Consider the following 21022-nt stretch of genomic DNA (forward strand, 5'->3'; position numbering starts at 1 on the left):
GTCCAGAAACCCCCAGGAGCCCCGCATGAACGCTGTCCCGCAGGAGCGGCGCGTCGTCACCGCCATCCCCGGTCCGAAGTCGCAGGAGCTTCAGGCCCGCCGCCTCGACACCGTGGCCGGCGGCGTGGGCTCCGTACTGCCGGTCTTCACGGCCAAGGCCGGCGGCGGCATCATCGAGGACGTCGACGGCAACCGTCTGATCGACTTCGGCTCCGGCATCGCCGTGACCACGGTCGGCGCGTCCGCCGAGGCCGTGGTGCGCCGCGCCGCCGCGCAGCTCGCCGACTTCACCCACACCTGTTTCATGGTCACGCCGTACGAGGGCTACGTCGAGGTCTGCGAGGCGCTCGCCGAGCTGACCCCGGGCGACCACGCCAAGAAGTCCGCGCTGTTCAACTCCGGCGCCGAGGCCGTCGAGAACGCGGTCAAGATCGCCCGTTCGTACACCAAGCGCCAGGCCGTCGTGGTCTTCGACCACGGCTACCACGGCCGTACGAACCTCACCATGGGCATGACGGCGAAGAACATGCCGTACAAGCAGGGCTTCGGCCCGTTCGCCCCCGAGGTCTACCGCGTGCCGGTCGCCTACGGCTACCGCTGGCCCACCGGCCCGGAGAACTGCGGCCCCGAGGCCGCCGCCCAGGCGATCGACAACATCACCAAGCAGATCGGCGCCGAGAACGTCGCCGCGATCGTCATCGAGCCGGTCCTCGGCGAGGGCGGCTTCATCGAGCCGGCCAAGGGCTTCCTGCCGGCGATCGTGAAGTTCGCCAACGACAACGGCATCGTCTTCGTCGCGGACGAGATCCAGTCCGGCTTCTGCCGCACCGGCCAGTGGTTCGCCTGCGAGGACGAGGGCATCGTCCCGGACCTGATCACCACCGCCAAGGGCATCGCCGGCGGTCTGCCGCTGGCCGCCGTGACCGGCCGCGCCGAGATCATGGACTCCGTCCACGGCGGCGGCCTGGGCGGCACCTACGGCGGCAACCCGGTGGCCTGCGCCGGCGCGCTGGGCGCGATCGAGACCATGAAGGAGCTCGACCTCAACGCCGCGGCGAAGAACATCGAGTCGGTCATGAAGTCGCGGCTGGCCGCGATGCAGGAGAAGTACGAGATCATCGGCGACATCCGCGGCCGCGGCGGCATGATCGCCATCGAGCTGGTCAAGGACCCGGCGACGAAGGAGCCGAACCCGGAGGCCGCCGGCGCGCTCGCCAAGGCCTGCCACGCCGAGGGCGTCCTCGTCCTCACCTGCGGCACCTACGGCAACGTGCTCCGCTTCCTTCCCCCGCTCGTCATCAGCGACGAACTGCTGAACGAGGGCCTGGACGTCATCGAGTCCGCGTTCGCCCGGATCTGACGATTCGTGTGAAGAGGTTGTGGGGGGCCGATGGCGGGATGGGAATCCGGCTGTCGGCGCCCCCGGCCTCTGCCGTACGGTTTCTGCAGATGAGAGAAACACCCCGCTCGCAGGAGACTGCGGGCGACGGGGCGGAGCCTCCCCAGCCTCGCCCTGACCGTGCCCTCGCGCACACCACTGGAGCCTCCGGCTCCGGAACTCCTCACCGATCGGACGGTCGCCCGCCCCACACCCCCCGGGGCGCGCGACGGCCCGGTCCACACGACCGCCCCGGAACAACCCCCCCTGTTCCGGGGCGGTCGGCCGTGTTCTGGGCGGTGCTCGTCCTGGTGGTGAGCACCTGGCAGGTGCTGGTGCGCGGCCCGCTGGCCCGTCTCGACGAACGCGTCTCGCAGGCGCTCGTCGACACCGTCCCCCGATGGCTCTCCGAACTCGGCGCGGATCTCGGCAACATGGAGGTCGCGCTTCCGGTCCTGGGCTGCGCGATGGCGTACGCGTACGGGCGGGGGCAGCGCCTCGCCGCCCTGTACGCGGGCCTCGCCATGGCCGCCGTCCCCGTCCTGGTGATCGCCCTGAAGGAGTGGACCGCCCGCCCCGGCCCCCTGGAACCCTGGGCGCAGGGCTACTTCCCCTCCGGCCACACGGCCACCGCGATGGTCGCGTACTGCGGGGCAGCGATGCTCGTGCGCCGGCGCGGGACGATGCCCGTCGCCTGGGTGCTCACGGCGGCGACGGGCATCGGGCTGGTCCTGCGGGGCTACCACTGGCCGCTGGACGTGCTGGCCAGCCTCTGCCTGGGGCTGCTGATCCTGACGGCCGGCTCCGCCCGTCTGCGCTCCACGGGACGCTCTACGGAAAGCTCTACGGGAAGTACGCGTCGAAGTTCCGGCTGAACTCCCAGTTGTTGTAGCGGTCCCAGTTGATGGACCAGGTCATCAGGCCGCGCAGCGCGGGCCAGGTGCCGTGGGTCTGGTAGGAGCCGCAGTTCTGCTTCTTCGTCAGGCAGTCGAGGGCCTTGTTCACCTCGGCCGGCGAGGTGTGGCCGTTGCCGGCCTGGGTGGAGGCGGGGAGGCCGATCGCCACCTGGTCGGGGCGCAGGGCGGGGAAGACGCGCTCGGTGTTGCCGGCGACGGGGAAGCCGGTGAGGAGCATGTCGGTCATGGCGATGTGGAAGTCCGCGCCGCCCATGGAGTGGTACTGGTTGTCGAGGCCCATGATCGGGCCCGAGTTGTAGTCCTGGACGTGGAGCAGCGTGAGGTCGTCGCGCAGGGCGTGGATGACCCGCGGTACGCGCCGGCGCGGGGGTCCTGGCCGCCCCAGGGGCCGGAGCCGTAGAACTGGTAGCCGAGCTGGACGAAGAAGGTCTCCGGGGCCATCGTCAGGACGAAGTCCGCGCCGTACCTGGCCTTGAGGGACTTGACGGCCGAGACGAGGTTGACGATCACGGGGGTGGTCGGGTTGCGGAAGTCGGTGTCGCCGTTCTGGAGCGAGAGGGAGTGGCCCTCGAAGTCGATGTCGAGGCCGTCCAGGCCGTACTCGTCGATGATCTTCGACACCGAGGTGACGAACGCGTCGCGGGCCGCCGTGGTGGCGAGCTGGACCTGGCCGTTCTGGCCGCCGATGGAGATCAGGACCTTCTTGCCGGCGGCCTGCTTCGCCTTGATCGCCGCCTTGAACTCGGCGGGCGACTCGACGTTCGGGCACTCCGTCGCCGGGCAGAGGCTGAAGCGGATGTCGCCGGAGGTCACCGAGGTCGGCTCGCCGAAGGCGAGGTTGACGACGTCCCAGGAGTCGGGGACGTCGGCCATGCGGGTGTAGCCGGAGCCGTTGGCGAAGCTGCTGTGCAGATAGCCGACGAGGGCGTGGGCGGGGAGCTTGCCGCCGGGGGTGCCGCCGCCCGTGTCGGCGGCCGTGGTGGCGGTGACGGTGGCGGACTTCGGGGACTCGCCGGCGCTGTTCACGGCGCTGACCTGGAAGCCGTACGCGGTCGAGGGCGTGAGGCCGGTGGCGGTGTACGAGGTGCCGGTGAGCGTGGTGAGCAGTGCGCCGCCCTTGTACACCTTGTACGACGTGGCGCCGGCGACCGGCGACCAGGTGAGCGGGACCGTCGTGGACGTCGGGGAGCCCGCGGTCAGGCCCGTGGGCGTCGCCGGGAGCTGGACCGGGTCGCCGCCGGGGCCGGTGAGGGACAGGTCGTCGGCCTGGTAGGCGCCGGTGCCGTACCAGCCGTGGGTGTGGACCGTGACGGAGGTGGTGGACGCGCCGGTGGTGAAGGAGGTGGTCAGTCTCTGCCAGTCGGGGGCGGACTGGGTCCAGGTGGAGACGTCCGTGGTGCCGGTTCCGGACGCGCCGAGGTAGACATAGCTGCCGCGTACCCAACCGCTCAGCGTGTACGTCGAGTTGGGCCGCACCGTGACGGTCTGGGTGCAGCGCGCGTTGTCGCTGCCCGCGGGGGTGGCCTGGAGGGCCTTCGTGCCGGTGCGGACGGGCGTGGCGACGGCGGCGCCGCTGCCGGCCGTGCAGGTCCAGCCGTCGAGGCCGGACTCGAAGCCGCCGTTGCGCAGGAGTTCGGAGTCTGCGGCTTGGGCCGCGGGGGTGAGCGCGACGAGGCCGCCGGCGGCGACGACGCCGGCCAGCAGAAGGGTGAGGGGTCCGTTGCGTGCCACGACTGCCTCCGGGGTGGGGTGGGGAGGTGAGCGCGCCACAGCTTGGTCCAGACCAATCGAGTGGTCAAGACCTCTGGCCCCGTTCGGTGCTTCCGCGAGTCCGTGACTGCTCGGATCCGCGCTACTCCGTTCCCTCCCTTGCCAGTTGGGCCGCCGCCTCGTGCATCGCCAGTTCGAGGAGCGCGGGATCGGTGAGCGTTCCCGAGCCGTCCGGCGGGATCAGCCAGCGCACTCCCCCGGTGACCCGGCCCGGGTACGGCACGACGATCCACGTCCCGCCGCCCGCGCCCCGCACGCCCGTGCCGACCCAGCGGGCGACCGTGCCCGGCGGCACGAAGAAGCCCATCCGGGCGTCGCCGAAATCGGCGAGCACCGGGCCGGGCCGGCCGACCAGGCGGGTGAGGACGTCGAACGTCGGATAACCGAGTTCGGACGGCAGGATCAGCACGTCCCAGCGCCGGCCGGCTGGCAGCAGCGCCACCCCGAGCGGGTTGCGCTCCCACTCCCACCGGCAGGCGTCGGGGTCCGGCGCCACCGAGACGAGCCATTCCACCGCGGCCTTGGCCCCCGAAGCAGTCATCGCGAACGGTCTCCCTTCGATGCGCGGACACCGTGCCCGCACACGCTTGGAGAGCCCGGTCGGCCGCGACGATGACGCGAGTCGGGGAAGAAATCCGCAGCTCGAGGGGAGCAAAAAGGATTCGCCCGGCGTGCACGGGGGCGCACGCCGGGCGAACATCGGCTCATCAGCCGGTCACACCGTCAGCCGGCCGCCGTCGGCCGGCCGCTGTCAGCTGTCAGCCGTCAGCTGTCGAAGCCCAGTCCCAGCCGGTCCATCGCCTTCAGCCACAGGTTCCGCCGCCCGCCGTTCTCGTCGGCCCGCGCCAGCGACCACTTGGTGATCCCGATCCCGGCCCAGGCCAGCGGCTCCGGCGGGAACGGCAGCGGCTTGGAGCGGACCATCGCCAGCTCCGTGCGCTCGGTACGCTCCCCCGCCAGCAGGTCGAGCATCACGTCCGCGCCGAACCGCGACGCGCCCACGCCGAGCCCGGTGAACCCGGCCGCGTACGCGACTTTCCCGCGGTGCGCCGTGCCGAAGAAGGCCGAGAAGCGCGAGCAGGTGTCGATCGCGCCGCCCCAGGCGTGGCTGAAACGCAGCCCCTCCAGCTGCGGGAAGCAGCGGAAGAAGTGCTCGGCGAGCTTGAGGTACGTCTCCGGACGCTGGTCCATCTCGGCGCGGACCCGGCCGCCGAACTCGTACACCGCGTCGTAGCCGCCCCACAGGATGCGGTGGTCGGCGGTGATCCGGAAGTAGTGGAACTGGTTGGCGCTGTCGCCGAGCCCCTGCCGGTTCTTCCAGCCGATGGAGGCGAGCTGCCCGGCGCTGAGCGGCTCGGTCATCAGGGCGTAGTCGTAGACCGGCACCGTGTAGTGCCGCAGCCGCTTGACCAGGGACGGGAAGACGTTGGTGCCGAGCGCGACCCGGCGGGCGACGATCCTGCCGTACGGGGTCTTCACGCCCATGCCCGGGCCGACGTTCACGAGGTCGAGGGCGGGGGTGTGCTCGTAGATCCGCACGCCCGCGTCCACGCAGGCCCGCTTCAGGCCCCAGGCCAGCTTGGCCGGGTGGAGCATGGCGACCCCGCGCCGGTCCCACAGGCCGCCGAGGAAGGTCGGCGAGTCGACCTCGGCGCGGACCTGGTCGCGGTCGAGCAGCTCCATGCCGCCGGCGAGTCCGCGCCGGTCGGCCTCGGCGTACCACTCGTGGAGCTCCTCGACCTGGTACGGCTCGGTGGCGACGTCGATCTCGCCGGTGCGCTCGAAGTCGCAGTCGATGCCGTACCGGGCGACGGCCTCCTCGATGCCGTCGAGGTTGGCCTCGCCGAGCCGTTCCAGGGTGGCCAGCTCGTCCGGCCAGCGGGCCAGCCCGTTGCCGAAGCCGTGGGTGAGGGAGGCGGCGCAGAAGCCGCCGTTGCGGCCCGAGGCGGCCCAGCCCGCCTCGTGGCCCTCGATGAGCACGACGTCCCGGGAGGGGTCGCGCTCCTTGGCGAGGAGCGCGGTCCACAGTCCGCTGTATCCGCCGCCGACCACCAGCAGATCGCAGGTCTGGGTGTCGGTGAGGGCGGGCAGGGCGCCGGGCTTGCCCGGGTCTTCCAGCCAGAAGGGGACGGGCTGGGCGTCGGAGAGAGATTGTGCAGCGAGACGCATGGCGACTGGGGCCATGGTTTCCAACTCCTTCAGGGCTTGCTCAGGTTGTCGCTGTTTTCCTGCGCCGGTTCGTAATGATCTGTCCGGCTACCACCACCGTTACGGCAATGATGAACATCGCCGTGCCGATGACGTTGATCTGGACGGGCGTACCGCGCTGGGCCGAGCCCCAGACGAACATGGGGAAGGTGACGGTGTTGCCCGAGTTGAAGTTGGTGATGATGAAGTCGTCGAAGGAGAGCGCGAAGGACAGCAGCGCCCCGGACGCGATGCCCGGCGCGGCGATCGGCAGCGTCACCCGCAGGAAGGTCTGCGCGGGACCGGCGTAGAGATCACGCGCGGCCTCTTCGAGCCGCGGGTCCATCGACAGCACCCGCGCCTTGACGGCGGCGACCACGAAGCTGAGGCAGAACATGATGTGGGCGATCAGGATCGTCCAGAAGCCCAGCTCGATGCCCATGTTGAGGAAGAGCGCGAGCAGCGAGGCCGCCATCACGATCTCCGGCATGGCCATGGGCAGGAAGATCAGCGAGTTGACCGCGCCGCGCGCCCGGAAGCGGTAGCGGACCAGCGCGAAGGCGATCATCGTGCCGAGCGCGGTCGCGCCGACGGTCGCCCACAGGGCGATCTGGAGCGACAGCGAGAGCGAGCCGCACATGTCGGCCACTCCGCAGGGGTCCTTCCAGGCCTCCAGGGAGAACTCCTGCCAGGCGTAGTTGAACCGCCCGGCCGGGTTGTTGAAGGAGAACACCGTGACGACGACGTTCGGCAGGATCAGGTAGGCGAGCGTCAGCAGGCCCGCGATCACGACGAGGTTCCGACGGAGCCAGCGCATCAGACCAGGTCCTCCGTTCCGGCACGGCGGATGTAGACGGTGACCATGACCAGCACGATCGCCATGAGGATGAACGACAGCGCCGCGGCGGTCGGGTAGTCCAGGATGCGCAGGTACTGCGACTGGATCACGTTGCCGACCATGCGCGTGTCGGTGGAACCGAGCAACTCGGCGTTGACGTAGTCGCCGCTCGCCGGGATGAAGGTGAGCAGGGTGCCCGAGACGACGCCGGGCATCGACAGCGGGAAGGTCACCTTGCGGAAGGTGGTGGCCGGGGAGGCGTACAGGTCCTTGGCGGCCTCGTGCAGCCGGCCGTCGATCCGCTCCAGTGAGGTGTAGAGCGGCAGGATCATGAACGGCAGGAAGTTGTACGTGAGTCCGCAGACCACCGCCATCGGGGTGGCGAGCACCCGCTCGCCCTCGGTCCAGCCGATCCAGCTGGTCACGTCGAGCACGTGCAGGGCGTTGAGGACGCCGACCACGATGCTGTCGTCGGCCAGGATCGTCTTCCAGGCCAGCGTCCGGATCAGGAAGCTGGTGAAGAACGGGGCGATGACGAGGACGAGCAGCAGGTTGCGCCAGCGGCCGGCCCGGAACGCGATCAGGTACGCGAGCGGGTAGCCGAGCAGCAGGCACAGGACGGTGGCGGTGCCCGCGTACAGCAGGGACCGGACGAACTGGGGCCAGTACTCCTGGAAGGCCTCCCAGTAGGTCTGGAAGTGCCAGGTGACCTCGAAGCCCTGCTCCAGCGAGCCGGTCTGCACGGAGGTGGACGCCTGGTACACCATCGGCAGCACGAAGAACACCAGCAGCCAGAGGATGCCGGGCAGCAGCAGCCAGTACGGGACGAGCCGCTTGCGGCGGGAGGGCTTGCGCAGGACGAGCTCCGCCGCCGGCGGCGCGGCCTCCTCCTTGGTCAGGGTCGCGCTCATCCGGCGTCCTCCACCGTCTCGACACCCGCGTCGATGTCCTGAGTCGCGTCCAGGCCGAAGGTGTGCGCCGGGTTCCAGTGCAGGACGACCTCGGCGCCGGGCACCAGGCGGGTGTCGCGCTCGATGTTCTGCTCGTACACCTGGAGTTCGGCGCCGGCCGGGCTGTTGACCACGTACTGGGTGGAGACGCCGATGAACGACGAGTCGGCTATTCGTCCGGTGACCCGGTTGCGGCCGTCGGCGATCTTCCCCGCGTCGTCGGCGTGCGCGAGCGAGATCTTCTCCGGGCGGACGCCCACCAGGACCTTGCCGCCGGTGCGGACCGCGTCGGTGCAGCGGTCGCCGGGGACGCGGAGCTTGCCGCCGCCCGCGGTGACCAGGACCTCCGCGCCGCCGGCCTCGACGACCTCGGCCTCGATGAGGTTGGAGGTGCCGAGGAAGTTCGCGACGAAGGTGGTCCGCGGGTTCTCGTACAGGTCGGCGGGGGCGCCGAGCTGCTCGACCCGGCCGCCGTTCATCACCGCGACCTGGTCGGCCATGGTCATGGCCTCCTCCTGGTCGTGGGTGACGTGGACGAAGGTGATGCCGACCTCGGTCTGGATCCGCTTGAGCTCCAGCTGCATCTGGCGGCGCAGCTTCAGGTCCAGGGCGCCGAGCGGCTCGTCGAGGAGCAGCACCTGCGGGTGGTTGATCAGGGCGCGGGCGACGGCGACGCGCTGCTGCTGGCCGCCGGAGAGCTGGTGCGGCTTGTGCCGGGCCTTGTCGCCGAGCTGGACCAGCTCCAGCATCTCGTCGACCTGCTTCTTCACCGACTTGATCCCGCGCCGGCGCAGACCGAAGGCGATGTTCTCGAAGACGTCCATGTGCGGGAAGAGCGCGTAGGACTGGAAGACGGTGTTCACCGGCCGCTTGTACGGCGGCAGGTCGGTGACGTCGCGGTCGCCGAGGAAGACGGTGCCGGTGCTGGGCTCCTCCAGGCCGGCGATCATCCGCAGCGTGGTGGTCTTGCCGCAGCCGGACGCGCCGAGCAGGGCGAAGAAGGAGCCCTGCGGCACGGTCAGATCGAGCGGATGGACGGCGGTGAAGGCGCCGTAGGTCTTGCTGATCCCGGTCAGACGGACGTCGCCGCCGGTGTTCTTGTCAGTCATGGGTGGGAATCCCGGGGTGTCGAGGGGCTGGACGGAGGCAGGGACCGGCTCAGGCGCCGATGAGCTTGGCGAACTTCTCCTCGTACGCCGTCTCTTCCTTGCTGCTGAGCGAGCGGAAGGCACGGGACTTCGCGGCCATCGCCTTGTCGGGCAGGATCAGCGTGTTGCCCGCGAGCTCGGGGTCGATCTTGGCGAGCTCGTCCTTCACTCCGTCGACCGGGCAGACGTAGTTGATGTAGGCGGCGAGCTGGGCGGCGACCGGGAGCTCGTAGTAGTAGTCGATGAGCTTCTCGGCGTTGGTCTTGTGCCGGGCCTGGGCGGGGACGAGCAGGTTGTCGGTGGAGGTGATGTAGCCGGCGGCCGGGATCGCGTACTTGATGTCCGGGTTGTCGGCCTGCAGCTGGATGATGTCGCCGGCCCAGGCCAGACAGGCCGCCAGATCGCCCTTGTCGAGGTCCGAGGTGTAGTCGTTGCCGGTGAAGCGGCGGATCTGCTTGGTGTCGACGCCCTTCTGGAGCCGGCCGATCGCCGCGTCGAAGTCGGCGTCGGTGAACGTCCCGGGGTCCTTGCCCATGTCGAGCAGCGTCATGCCGACCGAGTCGCGCATCTCGGTGAGGAAGCCGACCCGGCCCTTGAGGGTGGGGTCGTCGAGCAGCTGGGTGACCGAGTCGACCTTCCGGCCGCCGGTGGCCTTGGAGTTGTACGCGATGACCGTGGAGATGCCGGTCCACGGGTACGAGTACGAGCGGCCCGGGTCCCAGTCGGGGCGGCGGAACTGCGCGGACAGGTTGGCGTACGCGTTCGGCAGGTTCGCCGGGTCGAGCTTCTGCGCCCAGCCGAGCCGGATGATCCGGGCGGCCAGCCAGTCGGTGACACAGATCAGGTCGCGCCCGGTCGCCTGGCCGGCGGCGAGCTGGGGGCGGATCTTGCCGAAGAACTCGACGTTGTCGTTGATGTCCTCGGTGTACTTGACCGTGATCCCGGTCCGCTTCCTGAACGCCTCCAGCGTCGGGCGGGACTTCTCGTCCTCGCTGACGTCCATGTACTCGGTCCAGTTGGAGAAGGCGACCGTCTTCTCCTTGGCCGAGTCGTCGATGGAGGCGGGCCCCTGGCCCTCCCGCTTGGCCGGCGGGATGCCGCAGGCGCTCAGCCCGGCGAGACCGCCGAGGGTGAGCGCGCCGACGCCGCCCGCGCGCAGCATCGAACGGCGGGTGAGCGCGCCCCGGCCGCTCGTGAGACTGCGCCGCATCGCCGCGAGCTGGGCGGCGGACAGGCTGTCGGGCTCGTACTGCTCCATGCGCTGTGCCCTTTCGGGTGGGTGTCGGGCCGCCGGTCGGTGCGGCGTGCTTGCTATCGGTCCCCGAAGATCGTGCGGTGCCAGTCCTTCGCGGCGACCGCCGTGTTGTCGAACATGACGTGCTTGACCTGCGTGTACTCCTCGAAGGAGTAGGCGGACATGTCCTTTCCGAAGCCGGACGCCTTGTATCCCCCGTGCGGCATCTCGCTGATGATCGGGATGTGGTCGTTGACCCAGACACAGCCCGCCTTGATCTCCCGGGTGGCCCGGTTCGCCCGGTACACGTCCCGGCTCCACGCCGAGGCGGCGAGTCCGTACGGGGTGTCGTTGGCGAGCCGGATGCCCTCGTCGTCGCCGTCGAAGGGCAGCACCACGAGCACCGGACCGAAGATCTCCGACTGCACGACCTCGCTGTCCTGCGCCGCGCCGGTGATCAGGGTGGGCCGATAGTACGCGCCCTTCGCCAGGTCGCCGCCGGGGGCCTCGCCGCCGGTGACCACGGTGGCGTACGCGCGGGCGCGGTCGACGAAACCGGCGACCCGGTCGCGCTGGGCGTGGCTGATCAGCGGGCCGAGGTCGGTGGCGGTGTCGAAGGGGTCGCCGAGCCGTACGGACTCCATCAGTTCCGCGACGCGCTCCACGAAGGCCCGGTACAGCGGGCGCTGGACGTACGCGCGGGTGGCGGCGGTGCAGTCCTGGCCGCTGTTGATGAGGGAGGCGGCGACGGCGCCGTGGGCGGCGGCCTCCAGGTCGGCGTCGTCGAAGACGACGAAGGGGGCCTTGCCGCCGAGTTCGAGGTGGAGCCGCTTGACGGTGGCGGTGGCGAGCTCGGCGACCCGCTTGCCGACGGCGGTGGAGCCGGTGAAGGAGGTCATGGCCACGTCCGGGTGGCCGACGAGGTGTTCGCCCGCGTCCCGGCCGGCGCCGGTGACGATGTTGATCACGCCGTCGGGGATGCCGGCCTCGGTGGCGGCCCGGGCGAACAGCAGGGAGGTGAGCGGGGTGAGCTCGGCGGGCTTGAGGACGATCGTGTTGCCCGCGGCGACGGCCGGGAGGATCTTCCAGGCGGCCATCTGGAGCGGGTAGTTCCAGGGTGCGATCGAGCCGACCACACCGATCGGCTCCCGGCGTACGTACGAGGTGTGGTCGCCGCTGTACTCGCCGGCCGACTGGCCCTGGAGGTGGCGGGCCGCACCGGCGAAGAAGGCGGTGTTGTCGACGGTGCCGGGCACGTCGAACTCGGTGGTCAGCTTGATGGGCTTGCCGCACTGCAGCGACTCGGCCTGCGCGAACTCCTCGGCCTGTTCGGCGAGCACGCCCGCGAAGCGGTGCAGCGCGTCGGACCGCTCGCCCGGGGTGGCGCCGGCCCAGCCGGGGAAGGCGTCCCGGGCGGCGGCGACGGCGGCGTCCACGTCGGCGGGGGAGGCGAGCGCGTAGTCGTACACGCTGTCGCCGGTGGCGGGGTCGACGACGCTGTGGGTGTTTCCGGACGTACCGGACCGCAGCCGTCCGCCGATGTACTGCGCCCCGTCCGCGAAGCGGTCCGTGGCCTGGAAGCGGTTGCCCATTGCGCTCTCCGTTGTTCCAGCTCGAATTGAGTGCCGATCCTGACAGAGGGCTGCCAGCCCAACAAGTGATTCCGTAGTTGCCTTTTTATTACGCGACGGATTCGGTCGACCATGTGTCGAGGCAGCCGGAAAATCTCCGTACGGAGTGTCCGTGGCAGCTGTCAGACTCGCGTGCATGGGGACGATCGAGGAACTGACACAGCAGGTCAAGCGGGGGGAACGGGTCAAGTTCCTGCACTTCTGGGGGCACCGGCCGCGGCCCGACGGGCAGCTCTCGGCGAGCTGTATGAGCCAGTGGTGGCCGTCGCCGTTCGAGGTCGACGGCATACGCTACGCGACCGCCGAGCACTGGATGATGGCTGGGAAGGCGCGGCTGTTCGGCGACGCGGAGGCGGAGCGGGCGGCGCTGGAGGCGAAGAGCCCGGCGGCGGCGAAGAAGGCGGGGCGGCTGGTCCGCGGTTTCGACGACGCGGTCTGGGAGCGGGAGCGCTACGGGATCGTGGTGGCCGGAAGCGTCCACAAGTTCGGCTCGGACGAGGCCCTGCGGGCGTTCCTGCTCGGCACAGGGGGCCGGGTGCTGGTGGAGGCCAGCCCGCTGGACCGGATCTGGGGCATCGGGCTCGCCGCGGACGATCCGCGCGCCGGTGACCCCACGCGCTGGCGGGGGCTGAATCTGCTGGGCTTCGCCCTGATGGAGGCGCGGGAGCGGCTGCGCGAGGGCCTCTGACGCGCGCGAGCCGGGCCCGTGGGGGCCCGGCTCGGCTGCGTCGCTGTGCCGTCGTGTCGCCGGCGCCGGGAGGCGTCAGTCGGTGACGACCAGGCTGGTCTGGAAGGGGTCGTCCTCCTCGAAGGAGCTGTCCTTCTCCCACTCGTCGGCGTTCGCGATGATGAAGCCGAAGAAGGCGATCATGGCGATGCCGAGGACGATCCCGATCGAGCCCATGATGATTCCGGCCAGCGCCTGGCCCGCGTTGTTCGCCTCGCCGCGCTGGGCCCGCTTGCGGCCCAGGATGCCGAAGATCAGCGCGAGCACGCCGAGGACGATGCTGAAGATGCCGTAGAAGCAGAAGAGGCAGACGGCCAGGATGCCGAGCACCATGCCCGCCGTGCCCATGCCGTTCTGCGGGGCCTGTCCCCAGCCCGGCTGCTGGCCGTAGCCGCCGTACCCCGGGTAGGCGGGGTAGCCGTACGCGCCGGGGGCCGGCGGGGGCGTCGGCGCAGGCGTCGGGTAGCCGTAGGTCGGGCCGGTCGGCGCCACCGGGGGCGGCGGCACGTCGGCGGGCGCCGGGAAGCCGGCGGGCGGGGTCGCCGACGGCATGGCCGCCATCGTCGGCTGGTCGTGCACGGCCGGCGGCGTCGGCGAGGCCGGCTGGCCGGAGGTCTTGCCGAGGTCGACGCGCTCCGGCGGCGCCCACGGATCCGCGGGATCGAAACCGCCCTGGCCGCTCTGGCCGCCTTGCGCCGGTCCGCTGCTGTCCGTCATGGTCCTCCCCCATCGTGGTCCGCTCATGCTACGACTTCGCTCGGACAAGGGTGCGGCCCGGCCTCGGACCGCCCGGCCTACGATGACCGGATGACCGATCTGCATCCGTTCATCGCGGGCCTGCCCAAGGCCGAACTGCATGTCCACCACGTCGGGTCCGCGTCCCCGCGGATCGTCGCCGAACTGGCGGCCCGGCACCCCGACTCCAAGGTGCCCACCGACCCCGAGGCGCTCACCGACTACTTCACCTTCACCGACTTCGCGCACTTCATCGAGGTCTACCTGTCGGTCGTGGACCTGGTGCGCACCCCGGAGGACGTCCGGCTGCTGACCTTCGAGGTCGCCCGCGACATGGCCCGGCAGAACATCCGGTACGCCGAGCTGACCATCACGCCGTTCAGCTCGACCCGCCGCGGCATCGACGAGCACGCCTTCATGGAGGCGATCGAGGACGCCCGCCGGGCCGCCGAGGCCGAGCTGGGCGTCGTCCTGCGCTGGTGCTTCGACATTCCCGGCGAGGCCGGCCTGGACGCCGCGGCCGAGACCGCGCGGCTCGCCGTCACCGACGGCCTGCGCCCGGAGGGCCTGGTCTCCTTCGGGCTCGGCGGCCCGGAGATCGGCGTCCCGCGCCCGCAGTTCAAGCCGTACTTCGACCGGGCGATCGCGGCCGGTCTGCACTCCGTCCCGCACGCCGGCGAGACGACCGGACCGGAGACGGTCTGGGACGCGCTGAACGACCTGGGCGCGGAGCGCATCGGCCACGGCACCAGCTCGGTCCGCGACGAGAAGCTGCTCGCGCACCTGGCCGAGCACCGCATCGCGCTCGAGGTCTGCCCGACGTCCAACATCGCGACCCGGGCGGTCGCCACGCTGGACGAGCACCCGATCCGCAAGATGGTGGACGCCGGCGTGCTGGTGACGGTCAACAGCGACGACCCGCCGATGTTCGGCACCGACCTGAACAACGAGTACGCGGTGGCGGCGCGGCTGCTCGGCCTCGACGAGCGCGGGGTCGCTGGCCTCGCGAAGAACGCGGTCGAGGCGTCGTTCCTGGACCCGGCCGGCAAGGCGAGGATCGCCGCCGAGATCGACGCGTACACCACCACGTGGCTGGCGCGCTGAGCACCATGAGGGACGCGCCCGGCCACGAGAATGAGGACATGCGCACCGTGAGAGCCGTCGCCCACCGCGGCGACCCCTACCGCGTCCGCGAGAACACGCTCCGCTCGATCGCCTCGGCGGTCGGGCGGGGCGCTGACGCGGTCGAGATCGACGTCCGGCTCACCCGGGACGGCGTCCCGGTCCTGCTGCACGACGACACCCTGAAGCGGCTGTGGGGCCATGACCGGCCGCTGTCCGCGCTCTCGTACGCGGAGGTCCGCGGGCTCACCGCGGACGGCATCCCCACCCTGGACGAGGCGCTGGCGGAGGCCGGTGAGCAGCCGCTGATGATCGACCTGCCCGGCGGGAACGAGGCGTCGGTGCGCACCATCGTCGGCGCGGTCCACGACGCCGGGGCCGGCGACCGGGTCTCGTACTGCGCGGGCGGCGTGGCGATGCTCCAGGTGCGGGCCGCCGACCCGGCCGCCGAGATCGCCCTGACGTGGACCTCGCTCGCCCCGCCCCGGCCGGTCCTGCTGGACGCGGTGAAGCCGCGCTGGCTCAACTACCGCTTCGGTCTGGTGACTTCCGCCCTGGCCGAGCGGGTGCACCGGGACGGTCTGCTCCTGTCGGTCTGGACCGTGGACACCCGCCGCTCGATGCGCCGGCTGATCGCGGCCGGGGTGGACTCGATCACCACCAACCGCGTCGACGCGCTCGCCGCCGAGCTGGGAGGCCGCGGGCGGTAATGGGCATACGGGGGGACGCACGGGAGCTGGGGGCGCGGCTGCGGACGCTGGGCGGGGCCAACCCGTGGGCGGTGGACATCGGCCTGGCGCTGCTGGTGCAGGCGGCGATGACGATGCCGTTCGTGGTGCCGCGCGCGCCGGAGCTGCCGCCGGCGACGTGGGCGGCGTACGGGCTGACGAGTCTGACGGTGCTGCCGCTGGTGTGGCGGCGCCGGGCCCCGATCGCCGTGCTGCTGGCCATCATGGCGGCGAGCGCGCTGTACCAGCTGGCGGTCGACGGGCCCGGGCAGCCGCTGCCGTACACCGGTCTGGTCGCCGTGTACACGATCGCCGCGCTCTGCCCGGTCCGCGCCCGGCTCGCGACGGCGGCGCTGCTGGCCGTGGCGGTGCCGGCGTCGGTGTGGCTCAACACGCGGTCGGCCCGCGAACTGACCTTCTCGCTCTTCGTGTTCGCGGCGGCGTACGCGTTCGGCCGGCTCGCCGACGCGCGGCAGCGGGAGGCGCGGGCGGAGGCCGAGCAGGCGGCGGCGCGCGAACGGGCCCGGATCGCCCGGGAGATGCACGACATCCTGTCCCACGCGGTGAGCCTGATGGTCGTGCAGGCGGAGGCCGGCCCGCTGGCGGTGCGCGCCGCGCCGGAGAAGGCGGAGGCGGCGTTCGACGCGATCTCGGAGACCGGGCGGGACGCGATGACGCAGCTGCGGCGGATGCTGGGCGTGCTGCGGGAGGGCGACGGCCCCGCGCCGCGCGCGCCGCAGCCGGGGCTCGACGCGCTGCCGGAACTGCTGGCGCGGGTCCGGGCGGGCGGTCTGGAGGTCGCGTACGAGACCGCCGGCGGGCCGCGGCCCGTCGCTCCCGCGCTGGGCGCGACGGTGCACCGGATCGTGCAGGAGTCGCTGACGAACGTGGTGCGGCACGCGGCGGCGGCCACCGCGACCGTCCGGCTCGACCACGGGCCGGGGCGGCTGACGGTGACGGTGACCGACGACGGGCGCGGTCCGCGCGGCGGCGGGTCCGGCGGGCACGGTCTGATCGGGCTGCGGGAGCGGGCCGCGGCGCACGGCGGCACTGCCGTCGCCGGGCCGGGTCCGGGCGGCCGGGGCTTCGAGGTGCGGGCGGAGTTCCCGCTGGACGAGCGGGCGGAGGCGGGGAGTTGACGATCCGGGTGGTGGTCGCGGACGACCAGGAGCTGGTGCGCAGCGGTTTCGCGATGATCCTGGACGCGCAGCCGGACATCGAGGTGGTCGCCGAGGCCGGGGACGGGGCGGCCGCCGTCGAGGCGGTGCGGCGGCACGCGCCGGAGGTGGCGCTCCTGGACGTCCGGATGCCGGGCATGGACGGCATCGAGGCGTGCCGGGCGATCACACGGGGCGGCGGCTGCCGGACGGTGATGCTGACGACCTTCGACGCCGACGAGTACGTGTACGAGGCGCTGCACGCCGGCGCGAGCGGCTTCCTGCTGAAGGACGTGCGGCGGGACGACCTGGTGCACGCGGTGCGGGTGGTGGCGGCGGGCGACTCGCTGCTGGCGCCGTCGGTGGCCCGCCGGCTGGTGGAGCAGTACACGGCGGGCCGCCCTGCCCGGCCCGATCCACGGCTCGACGCGCTGACGGGGCGGGAGCGGGAGACGCTGCTGCTGCTCGCGCGGGGCCGGTCGAACGCGGAGATCGCGGCGGAGCTGGTGGTCAGCGAGCACACGGTGAAGACGCACGTGGGCAACGTGCTGGCGAAGCTGGGGCTGCGGGACCGGATCCAGGCGGTGATCTGCGCGTACGAGACGGGTCTGGTGACTCCGGGGGCTCCCCCGCCCGGGGGAGGAAGGCCGGGCGGGGCCTCCCTCCCGTAGGGGAGGAAGCGGCGGGGGGAAGATCGCCGCGGCGGGCGATCCGCCGGAAGGGCCTGGTCAACAGGATGGAAGCCGCAACGAACAGCGGTCTCCAGTCAAGGAGTTGACCATGCATCACCGAACCACTCGCACCCTGCTCGCCGCCGCGCTCGTCCTGGGCGTCGCGGCCGGCCCGGCGGCCGCCGCGTCGGCTCCGGCCCCGGTCGCGGTGACGGCGGCCTCCGGCACCGCCGGGCTGGATGCGGCGCTCGCGGGCCTTCCGTCCGCGGACGCGACCGCGGCCCTCGCCCGCGTCGGCGGCGCGGAGGGCGTCTGGCAGGGCGCCGCGGGCGTGCACGACCTGCGGACGAACCGTCCGGCCGACCCGGGGGCGCGGTTCCGCGCGGGTTCGGTGACGAAGGTCTTCACGGCGGCGGTCGTGCTGCAGCTGGCCGCGGAGGGCCGGATCGACCTGGACCGCCCGGCCCGCGCGTACCTGCCGGAGCTGATCCCTGCGGCGTACGCGGAGGTGACGGTGCGTCAACTGTTGAACCACACGCACGGCATCCCGGCGCCGGACTTCCCGGGCACGACGGTCGAGGAGTGGTACGAGAACCGCTTCGTCGTGCACCGCCCGCAGGACCTCGTGCGCTCGGCGACGGCGAAGAAGCCGGAGTTCGCGCCGGGCGAGCGCCAGCACTACCTGAACATCGGCTACACGATCGCGGGCCTGCTGATCGAGCGTGTGACCGGCGGACGCCACGAGGACGTGCTCGCCGCCCGCGTGCTGCGCCCGCTGGGCCTGCGCGACACGTACTCCCCCGGCACGAGCCCGCGCATCGTCGGCCCGCACAACCACGGCTACCAGTGGCTGAAGCAGGCCGACGGCACGAAGGCGCTGCGGGACGCGTCGGTGTGGGGGACCACGGACGGCTGGGCGGCCGGGGACCTGATCTCCACCACGGCCGATCTGGAGCGCTTCACCCGGGCCCTGTTCGCCGGCCGGGTGGTGCGCGGCCCCCTCCTGGAGGAGATGTTCACCCTCCCCCAGGTCACGGACCTGAGGACGGGGGCGCCGGCCGCGTACTCCGTGGGCCTGTCGATGAAGAGGCTCGGCGGCCGCGAGGTGTGGGGCAAGACGGGCGGCCGCTGGGGCTACAACGCCGCCATCGCCTCGACCCGGCACGGCGAGCGGACCCTCGTCTACAGCGTCAACTCCACCGACGCCAAGGGCCAGGACATGAACCCGGTCGCCCTGAAGCTCATGCTGGCGACGTTCGGGGCGCCGTCCCCGTCTGCCGCTCCTGCTCCTGCTCCTGCTCCTGCTCCTGCTCCAGGCGCTTGATCATCCGGCGCAGGATCAGCAGCGGGACGATGCCGAAGACGCCGAAGGACATGTCGATCACCGACCACCAGAACGGGATGTCGCGGATCGGGCCGCAGATCAGGGTCAGCGGGATGATCCCGACGCAGGCGATCATCGAGAACTCGACGACCCAGATGTTGCGGACGGGATCGCGGTACACGCCGTAGAAGGCGACGGCGATGACGAGGTGGGCGAAGGCGAGCCAGTCGGTGCCGTAGAGGAGGTACGGGGCGTCGGCGTCGGCCCGCTCCAGGCCGCCGCGGACGCGGGCGATCCACTCGGCGAGGCCGGGGAAGACATCCGCGACCGGGGCGGCCCAGCCCGTCAACGCGGAGTCGGCGAAGCGGAGTTCGGTGACCAGGGGGAAGGCGGTGAGACCGCTCAGGACCAGGCAGACGACGAAGATCGCCAGCCAGACACGGATGCGCGCGAGGGCTCTGGGCCCGTTCGGGTCGCTCATGCAGGCAGCGTACGCCTCCTCCTGAACGCGTTCAAAAGCGGGGGGTGGTGAGCTTGTGCGCGATCGCGTGGGCCGCGACCGTGGCCCCCGCCGCCAGCGCCAGGCCCGTCACCGCGTCCCGCGCCCGGGTGGGCCGCAGCACCCCGGCCCGCTTGAGCCGGCCGCGGGCCCACAGCGTGAACGGCACGACGATCAGCGGCGAGGTCACCGAGCCCGGGGTGTAGCCGCGTACGGCCGCCGCCTGCGCCAGGTGCATCAGGCCGTGCAGTCCGAAGCCGTTCAACGCGCCCTGGTAGAAGCCGGACCGGCCGCCCGTACGCGCCCCCGCCACGGCCGCCGCGCCGACGATCACGCCCATCGCGCCCACCGCCGCCCGGAACTCCCGCTCGTCCACCCGTTCCATCGCCCGCCACACCGCCTCCGGGACCTGCGGGAGCCGCTTGCGCAGCACCGGCACGTTCTCCCGCACCCACCGCGGCCCGAAGGCCAGCTCCTCGGCGTCATGCAGCGCCCAGGCCAGGAACAGGCCGTAAGTGACCAGGGAGTGGGGGGAGTTGGGGGTGACGTCGGGGGATTCCGGAGTCTTCGTCATACCCTGCGAACTCACAGGCCCACGATCGAGTTCCACCGCTTGGCGAAGTCCCGCCGCTCCGTCGACGTGATGTCCCGGGCGATCGCGAGCCGGCCGCGCATCGGAGCGTCGGGGAAGATCAGCGGGTCCTCGGCGAGGGCCGCGAGCTCCTCGTCCCCGGAGTCCGCGAGGACGTCGCGGGCGGCCGGCACCGGGCACACGTAGTTGACCCAGGCGGCCAGTTCGGCCGCGACCTCCGGCCGGTAGTAGTGGTCGACGAGCCGTTCCGCGTTGGTCTTGTGCCGGGCGAGGTTGGGGATCATCAGCGACTCGGCCCACAGCTCGCCGCCCTCCTCGGGGACGACGAACTCGATGTCGGGGTTGTCGGCCTGGAGCTGGATGACGTCGCCCGAGTACGCCTGGCAGGCCAGCACGTCGCCGGTCGACAAATCCTTGATGTAGTCGTTGCCGGTGAAGCGGCGGATGTGCCGCCGGCGCACCAGCCGCTCGACCTGCTCGCACACCTCGTGGAAGTCGTCCGCGGTCCAGCGGGTGACGTCCGCCCCGTTGCCCTGCATGAGCAGCGCGATCGACTCGTCGAGCCCGGACAGCAGGGTGACCTTGCCGCGCAGGTCGTCGGCCCACAGCTCCTTGGTGGAGCGCAGTTCCCGGCCCAGCCTGCGGCGGTTGTACGCGATGCCGGTGATCCCGGACTGCCAGGGCACGCTGTGCAGCCGGCCCGGGTCGAAGGCGGGGCGCCGCAGCTGCGGGTCGAGGTGGGCCGCGACGTTCGGCTGGGCGGTGCGGTCCATCTCCTGGACCCAGCCGAGCCGGACGAAGCGGGCGGCCATCCAGTCGGAGACGACGATCAGGTCCCGGCCGGTCTCCTGGCGGTTCATCAGCGCCGGGCTGATCTTGCCGAAGAACTCGTCGTTGTCGTTGATCTCCTCGGTGTACCGCACGGAGATCCCGGTCCGCTCGCGGAAGGAGTCGAGGGTCGGCCGCCTCGACTCGTCCTCGTCGTCGGTGTCGATGTAGAGCGGCCAGTTGGCGAAGTCGAGCAGGCGGTCCCGCCCGGACCGGTCCGGTCCGGCGCGCTCGTCCTTGCGCACGTAGGCGGAAGGCACCCCGCACGCGCCGAGCAGGGTCGCCGCGCCGAGGCCCCCGGCCCCGCGCAGCAGGGACCGGCGTGTCATGTGCTTCCTGGCTGTCGCTCTCACCCGCGCAGCATCCCGCCGCCCCGGCGGGCCGCACAATGGACGGTCCGTCGACCCGAACGCCACGGCCCCGACACCCTGTCGATCAAGGGAGCCGGGGCCGCGCCTGCGGGCTAGGGGGTTCAGCCCAGGGACGTCATCACGTGCTTGATGCGCGTGTAGTCCTCGAAGCCGTACGACGAGAGGTCCTTGCCGTAGCCGGACTTCTTGTAGCCGCCGTGCGGCATCTCGGCGAC

Annotated in this window: 20 protein-coding genes and 1 pseudogene; 8 read left to right on the forward strand and 13 right to left on the reverse strand. The window is 71.7% G+C overall.

Going from position 1 to position 21022, the window contains the following annotated elements; translation table 11 throughout:
• Window positions 1-25 precede the first annotated feature (25 nt).
• Together gabT and ACGFMM_RS33830 are read left to right on the forward strand one after the other, a co-directional pair.
• Window positions 26-1360 (forward strand): 4-aminobutyrate--2-oxoglutarate transaminase, encoded by a 1335-nt coding sequence (gene gabT, locus ACGFMM_RS33825; protein WP_393650332.1) that lies wholly within the window; start codon window positions 26-28, stop codon window positions 1358-1360.
• Window positions 1361-1449: 89 nt separating this feature from the next.
• On the forward strand, window positions 1450-2253 hold the full coding sequence (locus ACGFMM_RS33830) for a phosphatase PAP2 family protein (RefSeq protein WP_393650333.1): 804 nt from the start codon (window positions 1450-1452) through the stop codon (window positions 2251-2253).
• Here ACGFMM_RS33830 and ACGFMM_RS33835 read toward each other — a convergent pair.
• The 8 genes and pseudogenes from ACGFMM_RS33835 to ACGFMM_RS33870 form a co-directional block, all read right to left on the reverse strand.
• Window positions 2222-4026: pseudogene (locus ACGFMM_RS33835) on the reverse strand (chitinase). The gene ACGFMM_RS33830 and the pseudogene ACGFMM_RS33835 overlap by 32 nt on opposite strands.
• Before the next feature lie 121 nt (window positions 4027-4147).
• A complete protein-coding gene (locus ACGFMM_RS33840; RefSeq protein WP_393650334.1) occupies window positions 4148-4606 on the reverse strand; it encodes a hypothetical protein in 459 nt (152 codons plus the stop codon).
• A 224-nt stretch (window positions 4607-4830) separates the two neighbouring features.
• Window positions 4831-6249, reverse strand: coding sequence for an NAD(P)/FAD-dependent oxidoreductase (locus ACGFMM_RS33845; RefSeq protein WP_393650335.1), 1419 nt, complete (start codon window positions 6247-6249; stop codon window positions 4831-4833).
• Between the two features lie 25 nt (window positions 6250-6274).
• Entirely contained in the window at window positions 6275-7069 is a 795-nt protein-coding gene (locus ACGFMM_RS33850) for an ABC transporter permease (protein ID WP_393650336.1), read from the reverse strand.
• On the reverse strand, window positions 7069-8001 hold the full coding sequence (locus tag ACGFMM_RS33855) for an ABC transporter permease (RefSeq protein WP_393650337.1): 933 nt from the start codon (window positions 7999-8001) through the stop codon (window positions 7069-7071). Before ACGFMM_RS33855 ends, ACGFMM_RS33850 begins: the two co-directional genes overlap by 1 nt.
• Window positions 7998-9149, reverse strand: a complete 1152-nt coding sequence (locus tag ACGFMM_RS33860) for an ABC transporter ATP-binding protein (RefSeq protein WP_393650338.1) — start codon at window positions 9147-9149, stop codon at window positions 7998-8000. Before ACGFMM_RS33860 ends, ACGFMM_RS33855 begins: the two co-directional genes overlap by 4 nt.
• A gap of 49 nt (window positions 9150-9198) precedes the next feature.
• Window positions 9199-10446: a spermidine/putrescine ABC transporter substrate-binding protein gene (locus ACGFMM_RS33865; protein WP_393650339.1), complete on the reverse strand. Its 1248-nt coding sequence runs from the start codon at window positions 10444-10446 to the stop codon at window positions 9199-9201.
• A gap of 53 nt (window positions 10447-10499) precedes the next feature.
• Window positions 10500-12014, reverse strand: a complete 1515-nt coding sequence (locus tag ACGFMM_RS33870) for a gamma-aminobutyraldehyde dehydrogenase (RefSeq protein WP_393650340.1) — start codon at window positions 12012-12014, stop codon at window positions 10500-10502.
• A 175-nt stretch (window positions 12015-12189) separates the two neighbouring features.
• Here ACGFMM_RS33870 and ACGFMM_RS33875 point away from each other — a divergent pair, with 175 nt between their 5' ends.
• Window positions 12190-12741, forward strand: coding sequence for an NADAR family protein (locus ACGFMM_RS33875; protein WP_393650341.1), 552 nt, complete (start codon window positions 12190-12192; stop codon window positions 12739-12741).
• A 75-nt stretch (window positions 12742-12816) separates the two neighbouring features.
• On the opposite strand, the gene ACGFMM_RS33880 is transcribed toward ACGFMM_RS33875, so the two are convergent.
• Window positions 12817-13497, reverse strand: coding sequence for a DUF4190 domain-containing protein (locus ACGFMM_RS33880; RefSeq protein WP_393650342.1), 681 nt, complete (start codon window positions 13495-13497; stop codon window positions 12817-12819).
• A gap of 90 nt (window positions 13498-13587) precedes the next feature.
• Here ACGFMM_RS33880 and ACGFMM_RS33885 point away from each other — a divergent pair, with 90 nt between their 5' ends.
• From ACGFMM_RS33885 to ACGFMM_RS33905, 5 genes are all read left to right on the forward strand, one after another.
• Window positions 13588-14619 carry an adenosine deaminase gene (locus ACGFMM_RS33885; protein WP_393650343.1) on the forward strand — a complete coding sequence of 344 codons (1032 nt, stop codon included), beginning with the start codon at window positions 13588-13590 and terminating at the stop codon, window positions 14617-14619.
• A 38-nt stretch (window positions 14620-14657) separates the two neighbouring features.
• Window positions 14658-15347 carry a glycerophosphodiester phosphodiesterase gene (locus ACGFMM_RS33890; RefSeq protein WP_393650344.1) on the forward strand — a complete coding sequence of 230 codons (690 nt, stop codon included), beginning with the start codon at window positions 14658-14660 and terminating at the stop codon, window positions 15345-15347.
• Window positions 15347-16504 (forward strand): sensor histidine kinase, encoded by a 1158-nt coding sequence (locus ACGFMM_RS33895; RefSeq protein WP_393650345.1) that lies wholly within the window; start codon window positions 15347-15349, stop codon window positions 16502-16504. The genes ACGFMM_RS33890 and ACGFMM_RS33895 overlap by 1 nt, the downstream gene beginning before the upstream one ends.
• On the forward strand, window positions 16501-17193 hold the full coding sequence (locus ACGFMM_RS33900) for a response regulator (protein WP_393650346.1): 693 nt from the start codon (window positions 16501-16503) through the stop codon (window positions 17191-17193). Before ACGFMM_RS33895 ends, ACGFMM_RS33900 begins: the two co-directional genes overlap by 4 nt.
• A gap of 109 nt (window positions 17194-17302) precedes the next feature.
• Window positions 17303-18517: a serine hydrolase domain-containing protein gene (locus ACGFMM_RS33905; RefSeq protein ID WP_393650347.1), complete on the forward strand. Its 1215-nt coding sequence runs from the start codon at window positions 17303-17305 to the stop codon at window positions 18515-18517.
• Here the strand turns inward: ACGFMM_RS33905 and ACGFMM_RS33910 are convergent.
• From ACGFMM_RS33910 to ACGFMM_RS33925, 4 genes are all read right to left on the reverse strand, one after another.
• Window positions 18435-18998, reverse strand: a complete 564-nt coding sequence (locus ACGFMM_RS33910) for a hypothetical protein (RefSeq protein ID WP_393650348.1) — start codon at window positions 18996-18998, stop codon at window positions 18435-18437. The two genes, ACGFMM_RS33905 and ACGFMM_RS33910, sit on opposite strands and share 83 nt — an antisense overlap.
• A gap of 31 nt (window positions 18999-19029) precedes the next feature.
• A complete protein-coding gene (locus ACGFMM_RS33915; RefSeq protein ID WP_393650349.1) occupies window positions 19030-19590 on the reverse strand; it encodes an HXXEE domain-containing protein in 561 nt (186 codons plus the stop codon).
• An 11-nt stretch (window positions 19591-19601) separates the two neighbouring features.
• Window positions 19602-20765: an extracellular solute-binding protein gene (locus tag ACGFMM_RS33920; protein ID WP_393650350.1), complete on the reverse strand. Its 1164-nt coding sequence runs from the start codon at window positions 20763-20765 to the stop codon at window positions 19602-19604.
• Window positions 20766-20908: 143 nt separating this feature from the next.
• The coding region (locus ACGFMM_RS33925) for an aldehyde dehydrogenase family protein (protein ID WP_393649323.1) at window positions 20909-21022 on the reverse strand (114 nt) is incomplete at its 5' end.

This window comes from Streptomyces sp. NPDC048604 (assembly GCF_043199435.1).
Classification (GTDB): domain Bacteria; phylum Actinomycetota; class Actinomycetes; order Streptomycetales; family Streptomycetaceae; genus Streptomyces.

Excerpts from the sequence above, each read along its gene's own strand:
- gabT (WP_393650332.1), top strand. The coding sequence starts at position 26 with ATGAACGCTGTCCCGCAGGAGCGGCGCGTCGTCACCGCCATCCCCGGT.
- ACGFMM_RS33830 (WP_393650333.1), top strand. The coding sequence starts at position 1,450 with ATGAGAGAAACACCCCGCTCGCAGGAGACTGCGGGCGACGGGGCGGAG.
- ACGFMM_RS33840 (WP_393650334.1), bottom strand. The coding sequence starts at position 4,606 with ATGACTGCTTCGGGGGCCAAGGCCGCGGTGGAATGGCTCGTCTCGGTG.
- ACGFMM_RS33845 (WP_393650335.1), bottom strand. The coding sequence starts at position 6,249 with ATGGCCCCAGTCGCCATGCGTCTCGCTGCACAATCTCTCTCCGACGCC.
- ACGFMM_RS33850 (WP_393650336.1), bottom strand. The coding sequence starts at position 7,069 with ATGCGCTGGCTCCGTCGGAACCTCGTCGTGATCGCGGGCCTGCTGACG.
- ACGFMM_RS33855 (WP_393650337.1), bottom strand. The coding sequence starts at position 8,001 with ATGAGCGCGACCCTGACCAAGGAGGAGGCCGCGCCGCCGGCGGCGGAG.
- ACGFMM_RS33860 (WP_393650338.1), bottom strand. The coding sequence starts at position 9,149 with ATGACTGACAAGAACACCGGCGGCGACGTCCGTCTGACCGGGATCAGC.
- ACGFMM_RS33865 (WP_393650339.1), bottom strand. The coding sequence starts at position 10,446 with ATGGAGCAGTACGAGCCCGACAGCCTGTCCGCCGCCCAGCTCGCGGCG.
- ACGFMM_RS33870 (WP_393650340.1), bottom strand. The coding sequence starts at position 12,014 with ATGGGCAACCGCTTCCAGGCCACGGACCGCTTCGCGGACGGGGCGCAG.
- ACGFMM_RS33875 (WP_393650341.1), top strand. The coding sequence starts at position 12,190 with ATGGGGACGATCGAGGAACTGACACAGCAGGTCAAGCGGGGGGAACGG.
- ACGFMM_RS33880 (WP_393650342.1), bottom strand. The coding sequence starts at position 13,497 with ATGACGGACAGCAGCGGACCGGCGCAAGGCGGCCAGAGCGGCCAGGGC.
- ACGFMM_RS33885 (WP_393650343.1), top strand. The coding sequence starts at position 13,588 with ATGACCGATCTGCATCCGTTCATCGCGGGCCTGCCCAAGGCCGAACTG.
- ACGFMM_RS33890 (WP_393650344.1), top strand. The coding sequence starts at position 14,658 with ATGCGCACCGTGAGAGCCGTCGCCCACCGCGGCGACCCCTACCGCGTC.
- ACGFMM_RS33895 (WP_393650345.1), top strand. The coding sequence starts at position 15,347 with ATGGGCATACGGGGGGACGCACGGGAGCTGGGGGCGCGGCTGCGGACG.
- ACGFMM_RS33905 (WP_393650347.1), top strand. The coding sequence starts at position 17,303 with ATGCATCACCGAACCACTCGCACCCTGCTCGCCGCCGCGCTCGTCCTG.
- ACGFMM_RS33910 (WP_393650348.1), bottom strand. The coding sequence starts at position 18,998 with ATGAGCGACCCGAACGGGCCCAGAGCCCTCGCGCGCATCCGTGTCTGG.
- ACGFMM_RS33915 (WP_393650349.1), bottom strand. The coding sequence starts at position 19,590 with ATGACGAAGACTCCGGAATCCCCCGACGTCACCCCCAACTCCCCCCAC.
- ACGFMM_RS33920 (WP_393650350.1), bottom strand. The coding sequence starts at position 20,765 with ATGACACGCCGGTCCCTGCTGCGCGGGGCCGGGGGCCTCGGCGCGGCG.